The organism is Clostridium sp. CF012 (genome assembly GCF_018861755.1).
In the GTDB taxonomy this organism is placed as follows: Bacteria; Bacillota; Clostridia; order Clostridiales; family Clostridiaceae; genus Clostridium_AD.
In genome coordinates this window covers 469,299-491,060 of record NZ_JAHLEF010000001.1, presented here as the reverse complement: position 1 = coordinate 491,060, position 21,762 = coordinate 469,299, and the positions used below count along the sequence as shown (strand labels likewise).

The 21,762-nt window shown below is 33.2% G+C and carries 18 protein-coding genes, 1 other RNA gene and 2 riboswitches; of the genes, 17 read left to right on the top strand and 2 right to left on the bottom strand.

Translation table 11 applies throughout. From position 1 onward, the window contains the following. The first annotated feature begins 4 nt into the window (after nt 1-4). The 14 genes from rpoD to purD all read left to right on the top strand — a co-directional run bounded on the left by rpoD (nt 5) and on the right by purD (nt 17,681). Nucleotides 5-1,099, top strand: a complete 1,095-nt coding sequence (gene rpoD, locus KPL50_RS02525; RefSeq protein WP_216296905.1) for an RNA polymerase sigma factor RpoD — start codon at nt 5-7, stop codon at nt 1,097-1,099. A gap of 100 nt (nt 1,100-1,199) precedes the next feature. Next, nucleotides 1,200-2,087, top strand: a complete 888-nt coding sequence (locus KPL50_RS02520; RefSeq protein WP_216296841.1) for a PH domain-containing protein — start codon at nt 1,200-1,202, stop codon at nt 2,085-2,087. A gap of 11 nt (nt 2,088-2,098) precedes the next feature. Further along, nucleotides 2,099-2,788: a class I SAM-dependent methyltransferase gene (locus tag KPL50_RS02515; protein ID WP_216296840.1), complete on the top strand. Its 690-nt coding sequence runs from the start codon at nt 2,099-2,101 to the stop codon at nt 2,786-2,788. After that, entirely contained in the window at nt 2,779-3,594 is an 816-nt protein-coding gene (locus KPL50_RS02510; protein WP_216296839.1) for a Nif3-like dinuclear metal center hexameric protein, read from the top strand. The genes KPL50_RS02515 and KPL50_RS02510 overlap by 10 nt, the downstream gene beginning before the upstream one ends. A gap of 49 nt (nt 3,595-3,643) precedes the next feature. Beyond that, nucleotides 3,644-4,028: RNase P RNA component class A (gene rnpB / locus KPL50_RS02505), an RNA gene on the top strand. Between the two features lie 350 nt (nt 4,029-4,378). Beyond that, nucleotides 4,379-4,507, top strand: a riboswitch (glycine riboswitch). A gap of 120 nt (nt 4,508-4,627) precedes the next feature. Beyond that, entirely contained in the window at nt 4,628-5,971 is a 1,344-nt protein-coding gene (locus KPL50_RS02500; protein ID WP_216296838.1) for a sodium:alanine symporter family protein, read from the top strand. Between the two features lie 228 nt (nt 5,972-6,199). Continuing rightward, on the top strand, nt 6,200-9,997 hold the full coding sequence (locus tag KPL50_RS02495; protein ID WP_216296837.1) for a phosphoribosylformylglycinamidine synthase: 3,798 nt from the start codon (nt 6,200-6,202) through the stop codon (nt 9,995-9,997). 226 nt (nt 9,998-10,223) lie between these two features. Further along, a riboswitch (purine riboswitch) is annotated at nt 10,224-10,323 on the top strand. A gap of 104 nt (nt 10,324-10,427) precedes the next feature. After that, the gene (purE, locus tag KPL50_RS02490) at nt 10,428-10,907 is read left to right on the top strand and encodes a 5-(carboxyamino)imidazole ribonucleotide mutase (RefSeq protein ID WP_216296836.1); all 480 of its coding nucleotides are present in this window, start codon (nt 10,428-10,430) and stop codon (nt 10,905-10,907) included. Between the two features lie 27 nt (nt 10,908-10,934). Then, nucleotides 10,935-11,642, top strand: coding sequence for a phosphoribosylaminoimidazolesuccinocarboxamide synthase (gene purC / locus KPL50_RS02485; protein WP_216296835.1), 708 nt, complete (start codon nt 10,935-10,937; stop codon nt 11,640-11,642). 107 nt (nt 11,643-11,749) lie between these two features. Continuing rightward, complete coding sequence (purF, locus tag KPL50_RS02480; protein ID WP_216296904.1) at nt 11,750-13,183, top strand: amidophosphoribosyltransferase; 1,434 nt, start codon at nt 11,750-11,752, stop codon at nt 13,181-13,183. Between the two features lie 9 nt (nt 13,184-13,192). After that, nucleotides 13,193-14,191, top strand: a complete 999-nt coding sequence (purM, locus tag KPL50_RS02475) for a phosphoribosylformylglycinamidine cyclo-ligase (RefSeq protein WP_216296834.1) — start codon at nt 13,193-13,195, stop codon at nt 14,189-14,191. Continuing rightward, entirely contained in the window at nt 14,179-14,787 is a 609-nt protein-coding gene (gene purN, locus KPL50_RS02470; protein WP_216296833.1) for a phosphoribosylglycinamide formyltransferase, read from the top strand. Before purM ends, purN begins: the two co-directional genes overlap by 13 nt. Before the next feature lie 54 nt (nt 14,788-14,841). Continuing rightward, on the top strand, nt 14,842-16,344 hold the full coding sequence (purH, locus tag KPL50_RS02465; protein WP_216296832.1) for a bifunctional phosphoribosylaminoimidazolecarboxamide formyltransferase/IMP cyclohydrolase: 1,503 nt from the start codon (nt 14,842-14,844) through the stop codon (nt 16,342-16,344). A 92-nt stretch (nt 16,345-16,436) separates the two neighbouring features. Continuing rightward, nucleotides 16,437-17,681, top strand: coding sequence for a phosphoribosylamine--glycine ligase (purD, locus tag KPL50_RS02460; RefSeq protein ID WP_216296831.1), 1,245 nt, complete (start codon nt 16,437-16,439; stop codon nt 17,679-17,681). Nucleotides 17,682-18,633: 952 nt separating this feature from the next. Here purD and KPL50_RS02455 read toward each other — a convergent pair. Beyond that, on the bottom strand, nt 18,634-19,083 hold the full coding sequence (locus KPL50_RS02455) for a hypothetical protein (protein WP_216296830.1): 450 nt from the start codon (nt 19,081-19,083) through the stop codon (nt 18,634-18,636). A 468-nt stretch (nt 19,084-19,551) separates the two neighbouring features. Here KPL50_RS02455 and KPL50_RS02450 point away from each other — a divergent pair, with 468 nt between their 5' ends. From KPL50_RS02450 to KPL50_RS02440, 3 genes are all read left to right on the top strand, one after another. Then, on the top strand, nt 19,552-19,812 hold the full coding sequence (locus KPL50_RS02450) for an ATP cone domain-containing protein (RefSeq protein ID WP_216296829.1): 261 nt from the start codon (nt 19,552-19,554) through the stop codon (nt 19,810-19,812). A 59-nt stretch (nt 19,813-19,871) separates the two neighbouring features. Next, a complete protein-coding gene (locus KPL50_RS02445) occupies nt 19,872-20,411 on the top strand; it encodes an NUDIX domain-containing protein (RefSeq protein WP_216296828.1) in 540 nt (179 codons plus the stop codon). A gap of 89 nt (nt 20,412-20,500) precedes the next feature. After that, a complete protein-coding gene (locus tag KPL50_RS02440) occupies nt 20,501-20,746 on the top strand; it encodes a hypothetical protein (RefSeq protein WP_216296827.1) in 246 nt (81 codons plus the stop codon). 78 nt (nt 20,747-20,824) lie between these two features. Here KPL50_RS02440 and KPL50_RS02435 read toward each other — a convergent pair whose 3' ends face one another. Then, nucleotides 20,825-21,577 carry a TSUP family transporter gene (locus KPL50_RS02435; protein WP_216296826.1) on the bottom strand — a complete coding sequence of 251 codons (753 nt, stop codon included), beginning with the start codon at nt 21,575-21,577 and terminating at the stop codon, nt 20,825-20,827. Between the last annotated feature and the right edge of the window lie 185 nt (nt 21,578-21,762).

Genomic DNA, 21,762 nt, shown 5'->3' with positions numbered 1-21,762 from the left:
TATGATGAAGGATAAAGGCTCAAAAATGATTTTAGTCAACAAACTTATTGAAAAAGGTAAGAAAAAAGGATCCTTAACTTATAAAGAAGTAATGGATGAACTTTATGAAATAGATCTAAGTCCAGAACAAATAGAAAAGGTTTATGAAGTTTTAGAATCAATGGAAATTGATGTTGTTGGGGATATGAACGAAGTGGCACCTAGCACTAGTGCTCTAGCTGAAACTGAACCAGAAACTGAAGAACTTGATGTTAGTATACCAGAGGGTATATCTATAGATGACCCTGTTAGAATGTACTTAAAAGAAATTGGAAAAGTTTCATTATTATCATCAGCTGAGGAAATAGAACTTGCTAAAAGAAATGAAGAAGGCGATCTGGTTGCTAAGAAAAGACTCGCAGAGGCTAATTTGAGACTAGTGGTTAGTATAGCTAAGAGATATGTTGGTCGTGGAATGTTATTCCTAGATCTTATTCAAGAAGGTAATTTAGGGCTAATAAAGGCTGTAGAAAAATATGACTATAGAAAAGGGTTTAAATTTAGTACTTATGCTACTTGGTGGATTAGGCAAGCAATAACTCGCGCGATAGCGGATCAAGCAAGAACAATAAGGATACCCGTGCATATGGTTGAAACTATAAATAAGCTTATTAGAGTTTCGAGGCAACTCCTACAAGAACTTGGACGTGAGCCTCAGCCAGATGAAGTTGCTGAAAAAATGGAAATGCCTGTAGCAAAGGTTAGAGAAATAATGAAAATTGCACAAGAACCAGTATCTCTTGAGACTCCTATAGGTGAAGAAGAAGATAGTCATTTAGGCGATTTTATTCCAGATGATGATGCACTAGCACCAGCAGAAGCTGCAGCCTTTACAATGTTAAAAGAGCAATTAATCAACGTTTTAGATACCTTGACTCCTAGAGAAGAAAAAGTTTTAAGATTAAGATTTGGACTAGATGATGGCCGCGCAAGAACCCTTGAGGAAGTTGGCAAGGAATTTAATGTAACTCGTGAGAGAATAAGGCAGATCGAAGCCAAAGCACTGCGTAAATTAAGACATCCAAGTAGAAGTAAAAAATTAAAGGATTATTTAGATTAAACACCTTATTTAAGGTGTTTTTTTTCTTGGTGTAAAATTATGGAAAAATATTTACAAGGTGGATTTAAATATGATATAATAACCTTGAGAAGGTGATTTAATGGATAGTTATATATCTAAAGGGGGACGTGGCCTCGGGTCTATGTTGCTCATGACTGCGCTGTATAATATATTAATTTTGATATTACTAAGATTTACCAATTCATACATTGTAGCTAGCCTGTTAAAGATTATATTAGTGTCTTGTAATATATATCAAATATACTACATGTTGCTTTACTCATCACTTAAATGCACTATTGATGACGAAAATCTTGGTATTTATGCTATTGGATCATTTAAAAAAGTGATTCTACCTTTAGATCAGATTGAAGGATATACTATGTCAAGTGGTACAATTAAAGGGATTAAGCTTAATGGCATAGCAGCAAGTAACTTTGCTATGGGGAGATTTGTCATTGATAAAATTGGGATATCTAGATTGTTTGTCACAAATAACGAAAAAATATTTTATCTAAAAACCCAACATATGAATTATGCAGTATCTCCTGTAGATTATGAAAAATTCGAAGAAGCACTGGCATATCACAATGTGAATAAAGTAGAGTGGAAATATAAAGTGAATAATAGCTATAACCTTCATAAAGACAAGCATTTTATTTTACCTTTAATGATAGTTAGTATAATAACGCTAATTTTAACCTTGAATCCATTTATATTATATTTAAAAAATATGATACCCAACAGCATGCCTTTAAACTTTGATGCGAATTTCAACCCAATAAAAATGGGAACGGGAAAGCAATTTGCATTTACCCAGATGATTTACGGGGTGTTAAATATGGCATTGCTATTTTGTATGTACTATGCAGGCTATTTTAGTGCGAAATATGATAGGAAATCAGCATATAAATTTATATATTTGTCACTAATTGTGGCCATGATATTTTTAATTATTCAGTTTAAGATATTAATTAACTTTAGATAAGGATGAAAAATATGGAGCTTAGTATAAGATTAAAAGCAATTGTAAGTATGATAGAAGAATGTGACAGTGTAATTGATGTAGGAACAGATCATGGCTATGTTCCTATCTATTTAGTGAAAAATGGTGTAATAAAAAGTGCCATTGCTTCTGACATAAATAAGGGACCAGTTGAGAAGGCCAGAAATAATATTATTCACAATAATGCATCCGCACAAATTAGTTGTAGACTTGGAAGTGGTTTATCTACAGTCAGTAAGGGAGAGGCCCAAATAGCTATTATTGCAGGAATGGGTGGTAATTTAATAAGAGATATCTTAGAAGCAGATTTAGATGTAGTTAAACAATTTAAATATATGATACTTCAGCCAGTTCAAAATGCTGAGGTTTTGAGAGAGTATTTGTATATCACAGGATATAATATCCTTGATGAAGAAATTTGCAATGATGATGGCAAGTATTATGAAATTATTAAGGTGAAGTATAATAATAAACCTATAATACTTGACAGTATATATTATGAGATAAGTAAATTATTATTAGATAAAAAAAGTGAAGTTATGCAGTGCTTTATAGAGTTTAAATTACTGAAATATTTAAAAGTATATGATAGTTTAAATGATGATACAATTTTATCTAAAAATAGGAAGGCACAACTATATCATGTTACACAAGAACTTAAGGGGTTTTTAAAATGTTTTTAAAAGTAAGAACTATTGAAGCTATTATGGAAGTGTATGCACCCGCTATACTAAAAGAGGATTATGATAATGTTGGACTAATGGTTGGGGACAGTGATGCAAAAGTTACAAAAATTTTAATCGCATTAGATTGCACAATGGATGTAATTTCAGAAGCTGTAGATAACGGATGCAATTTTATATTAACTCATCATCCACTTCTTTTCATCAAACCTAAAACTATAACCCGTGATACCTTAGTAGGTAGAAAAATTATTGAGCTGATTTTGAATGGTATAAATGTCTATGCTAGTCATACAAATTTAGATTCTGCATTCGGCGGTTTAAATGATATAGCTACTGAGATATTAGGATTTAATAATTATAAGATCATTGAACCATCAAAAAACTCTAATTCCCTGGAAGGTGATTCTGGTATTGGAAGATTAGTGTGCTTGGATGAGCCTATTATGCTGGGGGAATTATGTGAAAATGTAAAAAAAACATTTAACACAGAATCAATAAGATATGTAGGGGATAATAATGATTTAATAAAAACTATTGCTATTATAAATGGCAGTGGAGAAGATTTTTTTTATGAAAGTGTGGAATTAGGTGCAGATTGTATTATTACAGGGGATACTAAATATCACCGCGTTAATGATTTAAAAGAAGAGCATATAGCGTTAATTGATGCTGGACATTTTGCAACAGAGTGGACACCGCTCAAAATATTTGGAGAAAAACTTAAAAAACAATTGATAGAAAATGGATATGATAATGAGGTTATAATTTCTCGAATATCACAGGATCCATATAAAACTATGTAGTATAAAATACCATTTGCATTTACGTAGGTAATATGGTATGATTATTTAGCAAGTAAGCCAGACAATCGCTGCACAGTATTGCATGCAATATTGTGGAGAGGAAAGTCCGAGCTCCATAGGGCAAGGGTGCTGGGTAACTCCCAGTGGAGGCGACTTTAAGGAAAGTGCAACAGAGATATACCGCTAAAGGTATTCCATAGATTAGCTTGCTAATCTTCGAGTATACTAGTAAGGATGGAAAGGTGAGGTAAGAGCTCACCAGCGCAATGGCGACTTTGCGGCTATGTAAACCCCACCTGGAGCAAGATCGAATAGGAGAACATTATGGGACTGCCCGTCTCGTTCTCGGGTGTATCGCTTGAGCTTATTGGTAACAATAGGCCTAGATAGATGATTGTCTAATACAGGACTCGGCTTATAGACTTACTTGTACCAATAAAAACATTCACTTTACGGTGGGTGTTTTTTTATTGTATAAAAAAGTATAAATTTTAAACATATTAAATTTAAATATGTAAAACCATGTATATACAGTTATATATACATGGTATATATTAAAAAAATAGAGAAATTTAAATTATTTTGTAAAAAAAATGAAATAAACTTGAGAAATATGGTATAGTGGTGTAAATGATTACAAATTAATAATTTCGTATGAAGATATTAGGAGAGAGATGTATAAGAAATTAAGTTTAAAAGCAATTAAACAATTAAAACTTGATTGGTTATACATCCACCGAAGAAGTTAAGCTTTCAGGTATCCATTTGGACAAGTACTGATATTGGACGAACCTCTGGAGAGACTTTTATAGCACCGAAGGAGAAAGCTAAACATCATTTAATTACATATTGTTTGTAGGTGATTGAATGCTGGAATAGTGAAGCTCTCAGGTAAAAGGACAGGGTTATTTTCAAAAGATCATTTCATTTTGATCTCTATTTTAGTGTGCTTTAAAAGTATAATAGTCTCACAGTATATTAATTGGTATAAATTTTTTATGCAAAATTAAACAACTAGAAGGGACGTGTATTAATGGACTTTTTATCAATTATTAAAAGCATTAATGAGATTTTGTGGGGGTATGTATTAATATTCCTATTATGTGGTACTGGAATTTACTTTACAGTAACTTTAAGATTTGTTCAAGTTAGAAAATTTAAAGCTGCATTTAAAAAAACTTTTGGAGGAATTAAATTTGGACATAAAGCAGGAAAAGATGGTATGTCATCCTTTCAAGCTATGACAACTTCAATAGCTGCTCAAGTAGGAACAGGAAATTTAGCAGGAGCTGCAACGGCTATGGTATCAGGTGGACCAGGGGCTATATTCTGGATGTGGGTAAGTGCGTTCTTTGGTATGGCAACCATTTTTGCGGAAGCGGTGCTTGGGCAAAAATTCAAACAGACAGTTAATGGTGAAGTTACGGGAGGACCTGCTTACTATATTAGTAAAGGTCTTGGAAGTAAAAAGCTAGCAGCATTTTTTTCAGTAACTATAATAATTGCCTTGGGATTTATAGGTAACATGGTACAAGCTAATTCCATAGGTGCCGCAATAAGTGAACATACTAATGTTCGTATAATGGTTGGTGTGGTTGTTGCAGCATTAGCTGGAATGATTTTTATTGGGGGAGTAGGCCGAATTGCTGCATTTACTGAAAAAATAGTCCCATTTATGGCACTATTTTATATAGTAGGTAGTTTAGCAATTATATTTATAAATTACGCTAATATAGGACCAGCATTTAAAATGATATTTGTAGGAGCCTTTAATCCTCAAGCTGTTACTGGTGGTATAATGGGAGTGGGAGTAAAAGAAGCTATGAGATATGGTATTGCAAGAGGATTATTCTCAAATGAAGCTGGAATGGGTTCAACACCACATGCACATGCAGTTGCAAAAGTTAAACACCCAGCAGAGCAAGGACTTGTTGCAATAGTATGTGTATTTATTGATACATTTATTATTTTAACACTAACTGCAATGGTTATATTAACTACAGGAGCATTAGATGGAAAAACTACTGGTATAGCTCTAACACAAAAGGCTTTCAGTGAGGGTATGGGAAGTTTTGGAGGGCCCTTTGTAGCTATAGCATTATTCTTCTTTGCTTTTTCTACAATAGTAGCTTGGTATTTCTTTGGAGAAGCCAATGTTAAATACTTATTTGGTAAAAAAGCTTTAAATATATATAGAATTTTAGTTCTTATATTTATAGTATTAGGTTCAGCTTTAAAGGTTGAATTAGTCTGGGAACTGGCAGATACATTTAATGCATTAATGGTTATGCCAAATTTACTGGCATTATTAGGACTTAGAGCTTTAGTTAAAAAGTCTTTAGATGATTATGAAGATGATTTTGAAAAGAAAAACTAAACAAGTAATATATTTTTATAAAAAACAGGGTGGCATATGTATGCCATCCTGCTTTTTTACGTGTACTATATTTAGCTTATAAAAAGTATTAAAATCAGGAAAGTATGGAATTATAGTAAAATAAGCTTTTATAATTAGATAAAATATACTATACTATAAATATAACGAATCATAAAAGATATTTAATGTTTAATATTCGTATAAATTTATATTTTGGAGGTATTAATCATGGAAAATAAGATATATAGGTTATATGTTGAGAAAAAAGCGAACTATAATGTTGAAGGTGGAAAATTCTTAAAAGATATAGTGATAAATCTAGGTATAGGGAACTTGGAAGGGCTTAGATTAATTAATAGATATGATATTATGGGAATATCAGAAGATCAGTATCAAAAGTCAAGAAATACAATATTTTCAGAGCCTACAGTTGATGAGGTTTATGATGAAGAGCTAAATATTGAAAAAGGAGAAACTGTATTTGCTATTGAATATTTGCCCGGGCAATATGATCAAAGAGCGGATTCAGCTGCTCAATGTATTCAAATTTTAACCCAAAAGGACAAACCCTTAGTTAAAACTGCAAAAATTATATTATTAAAGGGTAATATTTCTAAAAACGAAGTAGCTATGATAAAAGATTATTGTATAAATGTCGTAGACTCTAGAGAAACAGATTTGGAAAAACCAAAGGATCTGCAGCAAAATTTTGCAAAACCTGAGCAGGTGAGTATATTAGAATCCTTTATTAATATGAATGATTTAAATTTAAAACAATTCTTAAGTGATAATGCTCTAGCTATGAGCTTTGAAGACTTAAAATACTGCAGGGATTATTTTAAAGACACTGAAAAGAGAGATCCATCTATAACGGAGATAAAAGTTATAGATACTTATTGGTCAGATCATTGTAGGCATACAACCTTTAATACTGTAATTGAGGAGGTATACATAGAAGATGGCAAATATTCTAATGGGATTAAAATGGCTTACGCGGAATATTTAGATACTAGAAAGTTTGTTTATGGTACAAAAGGTAGAGACGTTACATTGATGGATATGGCAGTTATTGGCATGAAAGAGTTAAGGAAAAAAGGAAAGCTAGTTGACCTTGATGTTTCAGATGAAATCAATGCCTGTAGTATAATTGTGGAAGCAGACATTGATGGAGAGAAGGAAAAATGGCTTGTAATGTTTAAAAATGAAACCCATAATCACCCTACTGAAATAGAACCTTTTGGTGGTGCAGCTACTTGTCTTGGTGGAGCCATAAGAGATCCGTTATCAGGTAGGAGTTATGTGTATCAGGCAATGCGAGTTACAGGCTGCGGAGATCCAAGAGTGAAAATTTCAGATACTATAAAAGGAAAACTACCTCAAAGGAAAATAACCCTTGAAGCTGCTCACGGTTATAGTTCTTATGGAAATCAAATAGGACTTGCCACAGGACTAGTTTCTGAGATTTATGATGAAGACTTTGTGGCTAAAAGAATGGAAGTAGGCGCAGTTATTGGAGCGGTACCTTATGAAAATGTAGTTCGAGAGACGCCTATGGCAGGGGACGTGGTTATACTTCTTGGTGGAAAAACAGGTCGTGATGGATGTGGTGGAGCTACTGGGTCCTCGAAGCAGCATAGTGAGAATTCATTACGAGCTTCAGGAGCAGAGGTTCAAAAGGGGAATGCACCTACAGAGAGAAAGATTCAAAGATTATTTAGAAATCCTGTAGTTACAAAATTAATAAAAAGATGTAATGATTTTGGTGCAGGCGGGGTATCTGTAGCTATAGGTGAACTGGCAGATGCACTTATAATTAATTTAGATGCGGTGCCTAAAAAGTACCATGGCCTAGATGGCACAGAGCTAGCAATCTCAGAATCTCAAGAACGTATGGCGGTGGTTGTTAGACGCGACGATGTTAATGCATTTATAAAACTTTCAGAAGAGGAGAATTTGGAGGCTGTGGAGGTAGCGCAAATAACTGATGATAACAGGCTTAAAATGATATGGCAAGGAAGAACTATAGTTGATGTAAGTAGAAGTTTTCTAGATACCAATGGGGTTAAACAGTCTACTAATGTAAAAGTAGCTGCACCGAGTGAAAGTGAATACTATTTTTCAAAAGATATAAAAACAAATTCAGAAAAATCAATAAAAACACTATGGAATGAGACATTATCAAACTTGAACGTTTGTAGCCAAAAGGGTTTAATTGAGAGATTTGATAGTACTATAGGGGCAGGAACAATTTTAATGCCTTTTGGTGGTAAGTTTCAGAAGACACCAATTCAGGCTATGGTAGCAAAGTTGCCTATACTTAGTGGGAACACAAATACTGGTACAATAATGTCCTATGGATATAATCCTAAATTATCTAAATGGAGTCCTTTCCATGGAGCTGCATATGCGGTAATAGATTCTGTAACAAAGGTAGTGGCAAATGGTGCCGATTATGAAAATATTAAGCTCACCTTCCAAGAGTACTTTGAAAAATTATCAAAAGATCCACACAAGTGGGGAAAACCATTTTCAGCACTACTCGGAGCGTATCATGTGCAAAAACAATTTAGTATAGCGGCCATCGGTGGGAAAGATAGCATGTCAGGTAGCTTTAATGATATGAATGTACCACCAACACTGGTATCTTTCGCAGTAGATACCGTAAATACAGATAAAGTCATATCTCCAGAGTTTAAAAAACATGATAGTCAAGTGGTCTTAATTTATGCAAATATTGAGGAGGATGGATTACTTGATTTTCAGCAGCTTCGTGAAAACTATAAATTAGTAAAGAAATTAATAGATAATGGTAAAGTTTTATCCACTTACGCAGTAGGTACTGGAGGACTAGCAGAGGCAATATCAAAAATGTGCTTTGGTAATAATATAGGATTTAGATTTAATGAGGATATTAAAGTGGAAAGCATATTCAAAGAGGCTTATGGCAGTATAGTAATGGAAATTGATAACTGCGTACTCCAGGAGCTAATTAAAGATAAGGCGAATATTGTATTACTTGGAAATACACAGGTAGAACCAAATATTTCGGTACTCCGTGAATCTATTAGCTTAGATGAGGCACTATCCAATTGGGAAGGAACTCTAGAACCCGTATTTACTACAAAAGTAGATAGCAAAAAAGTAAAAAATTTAAAAGTAAATGATATAAATAATAAAAACCTTGCAAGTGCAGAGCATTCTAAATCTAAAGCCATAATTAAAATTGCAAAGCCTAGGGTTATAATTCCTGTGTTCCCTGGTACTAATTGTGAATATGATTCTATGAGAGCCTTCGAAAAAGCTGGGGCTGAGGTGGAAATAGTGGTATTAAATAATCTATCCTCAAGGCATATAGAAGAATCTATAAAAGTAATAGCAGAAAAGATAGGAAGGTCTCAAATAATTATGCTACCAGGAGGATTTAGTGCTGGTGATGAACCGGATGGGGCTGGTAAATTTATGGCTACATTTTTTAGAAATCCTATAATAAGTGAAAGCGTTAGTGAGTTATTAGAAAATAGGGACGGTTTAATTCTGGGAATATGCAACGGCTTTCAATCCTTAATAAAACTAGGATTACTCCCTTATGGAAAAATAACTGATATAACTGAAAATAGCCCAACCTTAACTTACAATGAAATTGGCAGACATATATCCCGTATGGTAGAAACTAAAGTAGTTTCAAACCTTTCTCCTTGGCTTAGTCATTTGAAAATTGGAGATACCCATACCATTCCAGTATCCCACGGAGAAGGCAGATTTGTAGGAAGCTCGGAAGTTATTAAAAAATTATTTGAGAATGGTCAAGTGGCTACTCAATACGTAGATTTTGAAGGTGCTCCAAGTTATGATATAAACTTTAATCCAAATGGGTCAATGTACGCTATTGAAGGAATTACTAGTTTGGATGGAAGAATTTTTGGTAAAATGGGTCACTCTGAAAGAATGGGCTCAAATATTGGAGTGAATATTATTGGTGAAAAGGACCAGAAAATATTTGAGGCAGGAGTAAATTATTTTAAATAGAATCTGAAATTTATACTAAGTAGCAGTAAGTAGAGTACTTTTATACTTACTGCTACTTAGTTTTTTGAGTTTAGCATCTAAATACAAAGTAAAATTTTGAAAACACGAACAATAAATGATGTACAACTGCTTAACGGTATATAATTAGATGTAAACACGAACGATAATATTAATATAGACATTAATACATTGACTTATAGGAAAATAGATGTTAATATAAAAATATAAATTAATAAATTAGTTCATCAATATATTTCTAAGAATATGGCTTAGAAGTTTCTACGAGAGGCCGGTAACTTCTCACTATTGGTGGATCTTGAATTGAGCTTTTAATTCAGGATTACACCATTAAAATAACTTTTTATGGTATAGTCCTTTTTTTATTGGAAATTATAAGAGTGGATTACTTTATTTCAATGGGAGGTAAAAGATGAGTGTAGGAATTATTTTTGGAAGCAAATCAGACAAAGAGGTAATGAAAAATGCAGCAATAGTGCTTCAAGAATTTGAGGTGGAGTACGAAGTACATATTTTATCAGCTCACAGAGTACCAGAGAGATTAATGGAAGTGATAAAAGAAATGGAAAATAGAGGGGTAGAATGCATTATAGCAGGAGCAGGGCTTGCTGCACATCTTCCAGGAGTAATTGCATCTCAAACAATAATGCCGGTGATTGGAGTGCCAATTAAGGCCGGTATGGAGGGTATAGACTCACTACTTTCAATTGTACAAATGCCAAAATCTATTCCAGTTGCTACAGTGGGCATTAATAACAGCTATAACGCCGGAATGCTTGCAGTTCAAATTTTATCACTTAAAGATTCAGAACTTAAAAATAAATTAATAAAATATAGAAAAGATATGAAAGAAAAATTTATAGCGGAGAATGAAGAAAATATAGAATTCTAAAATAAAAATATTAAGGAGTGGTTATTAATGGGAGATTCAGTATTGCTATATGAGGGAAAAGCTAAAATAATATACAGCACAGATAATAAAGAAGAGGTTAGAGTATATTATAAGGATGATGCAACTGCTTTTAATGGTATTAAAAAGGCTCAAATTGAGAATAAGGGAATTTTAAACAATAGCATAACTACTGCACTATTCGAATTACTAGAGAAAAAAGGTATAAAAACTCATTTTATTAAAAAGCTAAGTGATAGAGAGCAACTTTGCAAAAGGGTTGAAATAATACCTCTTGAAGTAATTGTAAGAAATGTAGCGGCTGGTAGCATGGCAAAAAGATATGGGCTAGAAGAAGGTACAAAGCTAAAAACAACAGTTTTTGAATTAAGCTATAAAAATGACGAATTAGGGGATCCACTTATTAATGATTATCATTCAGTAGCTATGGGGCTTGCAACTTTTGAAGAATTATTAGAAATATACCATTTAGCTTCAGAAATAAATGATATTCTAAAAGAAGTTTTTCTAAAAAAAGATATCAATTTAATAGATTTTAAATTAGAGTTTGGAAGATATAATGGAGAAATACTTTTGGCAGATGAGATATCACCAGATACATGTAGATTCTGGGATGTTAAAACAGGAGAAAAATTAGATAAAGATAGATTTAGAAGAGATTTAGGTAATGTTACCGAGGCCTACGTGGAAATATTAAGTAGAATTAGTGGTAAATAAGATTTTTTTTAAGAAATGCAAATAACCCAAAGCATATCTAAAGGCTAGAGGAAGAATAATAAGGAGGAATTTCTTTGAATGGAATTATAGAATTAGATGAAGTATCCATTTCTTATGACGAAAATGAGATTAAAGAAAATGAATTTAAAGAAGATAAGTTTAAAGAAGAATGCGGTGTGTTTGGGATTTTTTCACCGGATAAAGATTTAGATGTAGCATCTTTAACCTATTATGGACTTTATGCCCTGCAGCATAGGGGAGAAGAAAGTGCTGGAATAGTATATTCTGATGGAACTACCCTTATTTGTGAAAAGGCTATGGGCCTTGTATGTGATGTTTTTAATGAAAAACAAATTAGTGAAATGAAGGGGCACGCGGCCATTGGGCACGTTAGGTATTCCACTACGGGTGGCAGCGAAGTAAAAAATGCACAGCCACTACTGAGTAAATTTAAACTAGGAGACATAGCTATTGCCCATAATGGGAATTTAGTAAATGCAGATGTCATAAGAGAGCTTTTAGAGGATTGTGGATATATGTTTCAAACCTCAATAGATTCAGAAGTTATATTAAACTTAATTGCTAGAGGTGCAAAAAAAGGTGTTGAAAAGGCTGTAGTAGATGCTATACAGGCTATTAAGGGTTCCTATGCAATAGTAATGCTTACAAAGGAAAAACTAATAGGCGTTAGAGATCAAAACGGAATACGACCACTTTGTATAGGGACAATAGGAAATAGTTATGTAATCGCATCTGAAAGTTGCGCACTAGATGCAGTAGGTGCAGACTTTTTAAGAGATGTAAAGCCTGGTGAGATAGTAATAATAGATGAAAATGGACTTACATCCATTAATTTTGCAGAAAAAACTAAAAATGCAACCTGCTCCTTTGAATATATATATTTTGCAAGACCAGACAGTACAATTGATGGAATTAATGTGTACACTTCAAGAGTGATGGCAGGAGAACAGTTATTTAAAGAATCTCCTGTAGACGCCGATATGGTTGTTGGAGTTCCAGATTCAGGTATGGCGGCAGCAATAGGCTATTCTAAAATTTCCGGAATACCTTTTGGAATGGGTCTTATTAAAAACAGATATGTGGGTAGAACATTTATAAGTCCCACTCAAGAACTCCGTGAAAGAGCAGTTTCCGTAAAGTTAAATGCATTAAAGATAAATGTAGAAGGTAAAAGGGTTATTCTAATAGATGATTCAATAGTTCGTGGAACTACAAGTAAAAGATTAGTTGAGATCTTAAAAAAAGCTGGAGCAAAGGAAGTTCATTTTAGGGTTTGTTCACCAGTTGTAAAATACCCTTGCTATTTTGGAATAGATACACCCTATAGAAAAGATTTAATTGGCGCTAATGTCTCCGTTGAAGAAATAAGACAAGATATAGGTGCAGACAGTTTGGGATATTTAAGCATAGAGGGGTTACTCGAATCCTTGGGTCATACAGAATTTTGCTTAGGGTGCTTTAAGGGTAGATACCCGGTACCTGCTCCCTTTGAAAATGACAAAGATAGACTAGAAAGGTAGGGGATATCCATGATAACTTATAAAGATGCAGGTGTTAATATTGAAGAAGGATATAAGTCAGTAAAATTAATAAAAGAATTTGCAGCAAGTACATTTACAAAAGGTGTTTTAAATCATTTAGGAAGTTTTGCTGGAATGTTTGAAATAGGGGAGGGTTATAAAAATCCTATTTTAGTCTCAGGTACTGATGGAGTCGGTACTAAACTTGATATTGCATTTAGAATGAAACAATATGGAACTGTAGGAATTGATTGCGTTGCTATGTGTGTAAATGATGTCCTTTGCCATGGTGCAAAGCCACTTTTCTTTTTAGATTATATAGCTTGTGGAAAACTCGAGGCTGAAACCGCAGCACAACTAGTCAAAGGTGTATCAGAGGGGTGTATTCAAGCTGGATGTGCTCTTATAGGTGGGGAAACTGCAGAAATGCCAGGATTCTATAGAGACGGTGAATATGATATGGCAGGGTTTACTGTGGGTATAGTGGATAAGCATAAGATTATTGATGGATCTGCTATCAAGGATGGTTATTCGCTTATAGGAATTGAATCAACAGGTCTTCATAGTAATGGATATTCCTTAGTTAGAAAATTAATCCCAGATTTAGATGCTCAATTTAATGGAGATAAAATTGGAAACACTCTTTTGACTCCAACAAAAATTTACGTAAAAACTGTACTAAACCTTATAGAAAAATTTGATATAAAGGGTATGGCACATATAACCGGTGGTGGTTTTTATGAAAATATACCAAGAATGTTTAGCGACAAATTTACATCTGTAGTTGATAAAAATAGTTTTAACACTCCAGATATATTTAAACATCTTATGGCCCTTGGGGTAACTGAGGAACATATGTTTAATACATATAATATGGGAATAGGATATGTATTATGTGTGGAAAATAAGGATACACTTAAGGTTATAAAAACTATTGAGGATTTAGGAGATAGAGCATATAAAATTGGTCACGTTGAAGCTGGAGGTGGCGGAGTTTGCTTAAAATAGCCGTATTAATATCAGGCAGTGGAAGCAATCTTCAAGCTATAATTAACAATATAGAAAGTGGATATTTAAACTGCTGCATAGAAGCGGTGATTTCTGATAAGAGTGATGTATATGGCATAGAGAGAGCAAAAGCGAAAAATATAAAAACCTATGTAGTGGATAAAAAAAAATATGGCGTAAAGCTTTCAGATGAAATACTAAAAATTTTAACTGGTAGTGTAGATTTAATAGTGCTGGCTGGATTTTTATCTATACTTCAAGGAGATGTTCTTGAGGTATTTAAAAATAAAATAATTAATATTCATCCAGCCCTTATACCAAGTTTTTGCGGACCGGGAATGTATGGGATTAAGGTTCATGAAAAAGCCCTGGAGTGCGGAGTTAAAGTTTCAGGGTGTAGTGTTCATTTCGTAGATGCAGGTACAGACTCAGGGCCAATTATAATTCAAAGAGTTGTAAAGGTTTATGGTGAAGATACTGCTATTGAACTACAAAAAAGGGTTTTAGAACAAGAGCATATTGCACTTCCTGAAGCTATTAAATATATAAGTGAAGGAAAAATAAAAATTGTGGGAAGAAAAGTAATAGGTATTTGAATGTGACTTAGACACATGAAAATAAATGTGCCTTACTCGAGAGGTGGAATGATTATGATTAAAACAGCACTTATAAGTGTTTTTGATAAAGAAAATGTTTTAGACCTTGCAACATCACTACAAAATAATGGAGTGGAGATTATATCCACAGGTGGAACTTTTAAGTATTTAAAAGAAAATAACATTAAAGTAGTAGAAATTTCTGATATCACAGGCTTTGAAGAGATTTTAGATGGAAGAGTTAAGACCTTGCACCCAACAATACATAGTGGAATTTTAGCAATAAGAGATAATAAAGAGCATATGGAAACTATTAAGGCCAAAGGAATAAAACCTATTGACATGGTAGTAGTTAATCTTTATCCTTTCTTTGATAAAGTAACAGAAAATATAAGTTTTGAGGAGAAAGTAGAATTTATTGATATCGGTGGACCAACAATGCTAAGAGCCGCTGCTAAAAACTTTAAGGATGTTATTGTACTCAGCGACGTATTAGATTATGAAAATATTATAAAAAAAATCCAGGCCAAAGAAGAAGTAGATTTTGAAACTAGGAAATATCTAGCAGGTAAAGTATTTAACTTAATATCAGCTTACGATGCAGCTATAAGTAATTTTTTACTTGGCGAAGATACATATTCCGAATATCTTTCTGTTTCCTATAAAAAACAAATGGATTTAAGATATGGTGAAAATCCACATCAAAGCGCAGCTTATTATGTTAGCACAACAGAGAGTGGAGCTATGAAGGATACTCTACAGTTAAATGGCAAGGAATTATCTTATAACAATATTAAAGACATGGATATTGCATGGAAGGTAGTATGTGATTTTGAGGAAACTGCTTGTTGCGGCCTAAAGCACAACACACCCTGTGGAGTTGCCATAGGAAGTAGCGTACTTGAAACATATAAAAAGGCCTACGCCTGTGATCCTATGTCTATATTTGGTGGCATTGTTGCTTTTAATAAAAAAGTAGACAGTGAAACTGCAGAGGAACTTGTAAAAATATTTTTAGAGGTGGTTATTGCACCAGAATTTGATGAGGAAGCCTTAAAAATATTAAAAGGCAAGAAGAATTTAAGAGTTATAGTATGTTCTAACAAAGCTGAAGACAAGATGCAGATGGTTAAAGTTGATGGTGGAATGCTTGTACAAAGTTCAGATGATAAATTAATCGAAGATATTAAAGTAGTTACAGAAAACAAGCCATCAGAAGGTGAAATGAAAGATTTGATATTTGCAATGAAAGTTGTTAAATATGTTAAATCCAATGCTATTGTAGTAGTCAAAGATGGCGTGACTAAAGGAATCGGGGCAGGCCAGGTAAATAGAATATGGGCAGCAGAGCAAGCCTTAGAAAGAGCAGGGCATGGAAATGTAATGGCATCAGATGCATTTTTCCCTTTTGGAGACGTGGTAGAGCTGGCTGCGAAATATAACGTAACCTCTATTATTCAACCCGGTGGTTCTATTAAAGATGTAGAATCCATAGATATGTGCGATAAAAATGGAATTTCAATGGTGTTTACAGGTACTCGCCATTTTAAACACTAATAATCCGTTACCTACTTTGGTAGGGTATTAAGCTCATGGTGGAGTATAGTTATTCTACCATGAGCTTAATAAAAACATTAGGAGGCGTTTTTATGAAGGTGTTAATAATTGGTTCTGGGGGAAGAGAACATGCACTAGTATCAAAAGTTGCAGAAAATCCCTCTGTTGAAGTGGTGTATTGTGCTCCTGGCAATGGTGGTACGCAGAGAGAAAATAAATGTGAGAACATTAATATTACAAAAATAGATGAGCTTTTATCTTTTGCTTTGGAAAACAGAATAGATATTACCATAGTTGGATCAGAGGAATTGCTGGTACAAGGCATCGTAGATAAGTTTAAAGAAATTGGACTTAAGATATTAGGACCTAGCCAAAAGGCAGCGAGGCTTGAAGGAAGTAAAGCATATTCAAAAGAATTTATGAAGAAATATGGTATAAAAACAGCAGCCTATGAAGTCTTTGAAAATGAAAATAGTGCACTAGAGTATTTGAAAAAATGCGAATATCCAATAGTAATAAAAGCAGATGGCTTAGCAGCAGGAAAGGGTGTAGTTATCTGTAATGATTTTATTCAGGCTAAAAGTAGTATAAATGATTTTATGATACTCGATATATTTAAAGGCAGCGGTAAGAAAATTGTAATTGAAGAGTTTTTAGAAGGTGTAGAAGCATCTATTCTCTCTATAACAGATGGTAAAACAATACTTCCGTTTATATCTTCAAAAGATCACAAGCAAATATTCGATGGGGACAAGGGACCTAACACCGGAGGAATGGGAGTTATAGCGCCCAATCCCTATTGCATCAAAGAAGTATTAGAGGAGTTCGAAAAACATATATTACAGCCTACCCTTGTGGGAATTAAAGAAGAAGCAATGGATTATAAGGGCATAATATTTTTTGGTATAATGATAACCAGTAAAGGTGTATATTCTCTTGAATATAATGTGAGACTCGGAGACCCTGAGACTCAAGCTGTTCTTCCACTTATGAAAAGTGATTTTGTGGATCTTGTGACTAGTGCTTTAGAGGGTGACCTCCAGAACTTTGATTTGCAATGGAATAGTGGATATTCTTGCTGCGTAATTGCTGCATCAAAAGGTTATCCAGGTAGCTACAAAACAGGATTCGAAATAAGTGAGCAGGAGAAATTACAAGGAAAGCTATTTTTAGCTGGGGCTAATGAAGAAGATGGGGTTCTTAAGACTGCTGGTGGAAGAGTTCTAGGAGTAACAGCGCTTGGTGAAACCGCAGATATTTCAAGAGAAACGGCTTATGCTGACATGAGAAAAATTCAGTTCCAAGGAATTTACTACAGAACAGATATAGGAAAATAATTTAAGTATAAAATGAAGGTTCGGCATGTAGGATGTTCTGATAGTAGAACGTTTGTTAACAGACTCTAAGTTTATTCCGTGAAAATTTTTCTACCGCACTTATTCGACGTCCTGTCTCAGAAGTGCTAGCAGCCCGTCCTGGGCTGCTTACGAAAATTTTTCACTACATAAACTAAGAGTCTGTAAAACTCACTATATACTATCTATCACACTCCTACATGCTTTCACCTTCATGATTATAATTTACAATTGAAAAATGTTCCTATTTTAGAGGGTACAAGTGGGCTAACGAAAATTTTATATTCGCAAAAGAAGAATTTCTAAATCAAATTTCAATAGTTTTATCGTTTCTTTTGCAAGTCACTCCAGAGAAATTTCATACCCCTATAAAATTCGTAACATTATTAATTGTTATGCGACCTGGGATGCTTACAGAAATTAGTGCTGTAATAAACTTAAGATTTATTATTGAAAAAAATAATAGCAATTTTTAAATTAGGTATTTTTTCTTAGATTATGCTAACAAAAGCATTCTAGCAATATATGCTTTTCGTTATAGTATAATCTAAGAAAAAACTCTTAATCTAATTTCTAGTTTTGTGTTTCTATAACTCATACTCCGCACAATAGATTTAAAAATCCTTGTATTTGTTTTTGACATCTTTTTTAATATGGGTTCTATAAAATTTTCAAAAGTGACTGTAAGTTTTTGTAGTCACTTTATATTTTTGATAAAACGCTTCAATAATTCTTTTAGGCGGCAGCCTGCCAAAGTATAAATGCAGCAAAATTAAGATGGCATATCAATCCGATAATATCATCATTGATAGGTACGTTAGTGCCTCTATGCGCTCTGGGGTAACATATAGCACATTTAATCTAGTATTTTCAAAAGTACAATATTTCTCACTTATAAAATATTCAACTACTTTATCTTGAGTTATTTTAATCTCTATTTTTTCATAAGGTTCTTGTTAATAAGTGCTTCTTTTATACAATCTTTTGCAAGATTTGTGGTTTCAGGCATTCTTGTTATAAGTTTTAGATGTATACTTTCTGCTTTATTTAAACTATCTGAAGTCAAAAGTGTACTATCGGCTATATAGTGAAAATCCCCTACGGGAATATTTAGTCTTTCAAGAACATGTTCTACTTCCTCAAGCGTTTCACCGTTATAGGTTTTATCATCTTTGTTTCCAGATAAAACCTTAGCATCAAGAATTACTCCATTGGCTACGCCTAAACCCATTTTGATTTGATTTTTGTCTTCTATTTTTTGCTTACTGTGACCGAAGGTTATGGATATTACCCCTTCCTTGCCTTCAGGTGTTTCATAATTCCCCCACATTAATTTTGAGGTTGTGTCAAAGTTTATATTAGTTGCTTTTATTTCATAGTTCATAAAGGCAGTTGTGAACTGCTATCACTTTATAGGGAATATCAGTATTCCTACCGGAATTTTTCAGTGGGTTTTTGTTAAATATTTCTAGTAACATTAGTTTGTTCACACAGTCCTACCATAAAATTGATTTTTCCATGGCTGTACGTAGTAAATAGTTATTTTTGAAATTTATTCAGCGGAATATGAGATATAATTTATTTTGGGATAACTCAGTTTATGGGGGATGTATTATAGAACGTAGGAAAACTGAATTAGGAATATGAAATTTCTTTTGCAAGGCACGCAAGAGAAATTTCATATTCTTTTAATGTTCTATAAAGTGTGCTCAGGGGCGGTTCTCGAAATGATCTTGAGAATCGTCCCTAGAAATGTCGAAAAAAAGGTTGAATATTGCGACAATGTCTTATATTATAGTAGTAATAAATAAGAATTATAATCCATGACATTTATGCATAGGAGATGATAATTATGAAAGTTATCAAACGCGATGGAAGACTTCAAGAATTTGATTTAAGTAAAATAAAAACTAGCATAGATAGAGCTTCAGACGATGCTAGGCAACCACTTAATGAATCAGATCTTGAGAATTTAGCAAGGAACATTCAAAAGGATTTAAAAAATTATCAAAAGGAAAGTATTCATTCTGATATTATTCAAAAATTTGTATTGCTCGAGTTAGAAAAACAAGGGTTTAAAGTTGTGTCTGAATATTATAAACAAGGAAAATAGAATAATAAAAAAAGTAGATGAATTAAATCATCTGCTTTTTTGTTAGGGAGGAAATTTTCATGGAATTATGGGATATTTATGATGAACATAGAGAAAAAACTGGACGCACCCATGAAAGAGGTATTCCTGTGAAGGAAGGCGATTATCATTTGGTGGTTCATGTTTGGATTGTTAATGATAAAGGGGAATTTTTAATTCAAAAGAGGCAACCCTGGAAAGAGGGCTGGCCCAATATGTGGGATGGTTCTGCTGCAGGGTCTGCAGTAGTTGGTGATAGTAGTAAAGTTGCAGCTATTAGAGAAACAAAGGAAGAACTAGGTGTTGATTTGGATATGAGCAAAGGAGAGATTTTGTTTACCATTAAGTTTTCTAGTGGCTTTGAAGATATTTGGCTTGTTAGGCAAAATGTTAATATGAAAGATATAAAACTTGAATACGAGGAAGTTTCAGACGCAAGGTGGGCTAGCGAGAAGCAAATTAAACAAATGATAGGGCAGGGTGAGTTTATAGCATTCAACTACATAGATAAATTTTTTGAAATGGTGACTTCTAACATAAAAAAACCCATATTTCCTAGTGAAGTTAGCATAAAAAATTAAATATTTATAGTAAAAGGAAAAATAAGTTAAATGTTGAATATATTAGAAATATATGTTTTTAATTCTAATAAGAGATGGGGGAATATTCAATGGCAGACTTGTTTTATTGTAAAAAGTGTAAAAGAGTGATTGCAAATGAAACACAATGTGATTATTGTGGCCACAGTGAAGTTAATAGACTTATGCAAGGAACCTCAGTTAATATTATGGGGACAAAAGAAAAAGGTAAGGTATTTAAAATTAGTGATGAAACTGTTAAAGTTATAGTAATTGATTTAGCTAAAAATAAACTTGTAAAAGAATATAAGGCCGAGCAACTTAAAAAAATAGTATAATTATCGTATCTGATGATGATAAAAAAGTAGTTGGTTTATTTTAGCCAGCTACTTTTTATTTTTAAACTTAATATGTAATTATTGAATTATGTTTATAAGCATTTTTAAGGCAACTGCCAGGGACATGGTTACAAATATAGGTTTTATAAGTTTTGAACCCTTACTTAAGGCAACGTGTGTACCCAGTTTAGCTCCTAAAATCATAAATATTGCCACTGGTATACCAATCATATAATTTATTTTACCACTAATGGCAAATAAAATTAGGGCTGTAACATTGCTGACAAAGTTTAAGATTCGAGCGTTGGCAGAAGATGATACAAAGTTGAAACCGAAGATATTTATAAATCCGAAAACTAAAAAAGAACCAGTGCCAGGACCGAAGAAACCATCATAAAAACCTAGAGAAAAAGCGAGGGCAACGCCACCTAGTACATTTTTTTTAGTAAGGCCCTTATAATTATCTTGGAGTCCCAAAGATTTAGAAAAAAGAGTATAAATTCCAATAAACATGATAAGAATTAATACTAGGGTATTTAGGAACTTTTGGTCTATATTAAGTACTGCTTTAACACCTAGCATTGAACCTATGAAAGTAAAGGGGATAAGGTATTTTAAAAGTTTGAAATTAGCCTTACCTGATTTTATAAATCCAAGAGAGCTAGTAAAAGAACCAGCGGTGGCGCTGAATTTGTTCGTACCCAGTACCATATGAGGAGGGAGTCCTGCAAGCATAAAGGCTGGTACACTTATTAATCCGCCACCTCCAGCAATTGAATCTACAAAGGCTGCTAAAAAACCAGCCATGCATAGAAGAATAATAGTAATCATAGAGCACCTACCTAATTTTTATTAAAATCTAAACCAAATATATGGTTTCCATATCATTATAAATGATTATTAATATAAATTAAAGAACTATATCAATTCACTTAAAGTTAGGGTATCACACAAAAACAACCTTTAAATTTTCAAAGGATACATAATAGCCTCTTGATTTATATTTCATAAATACG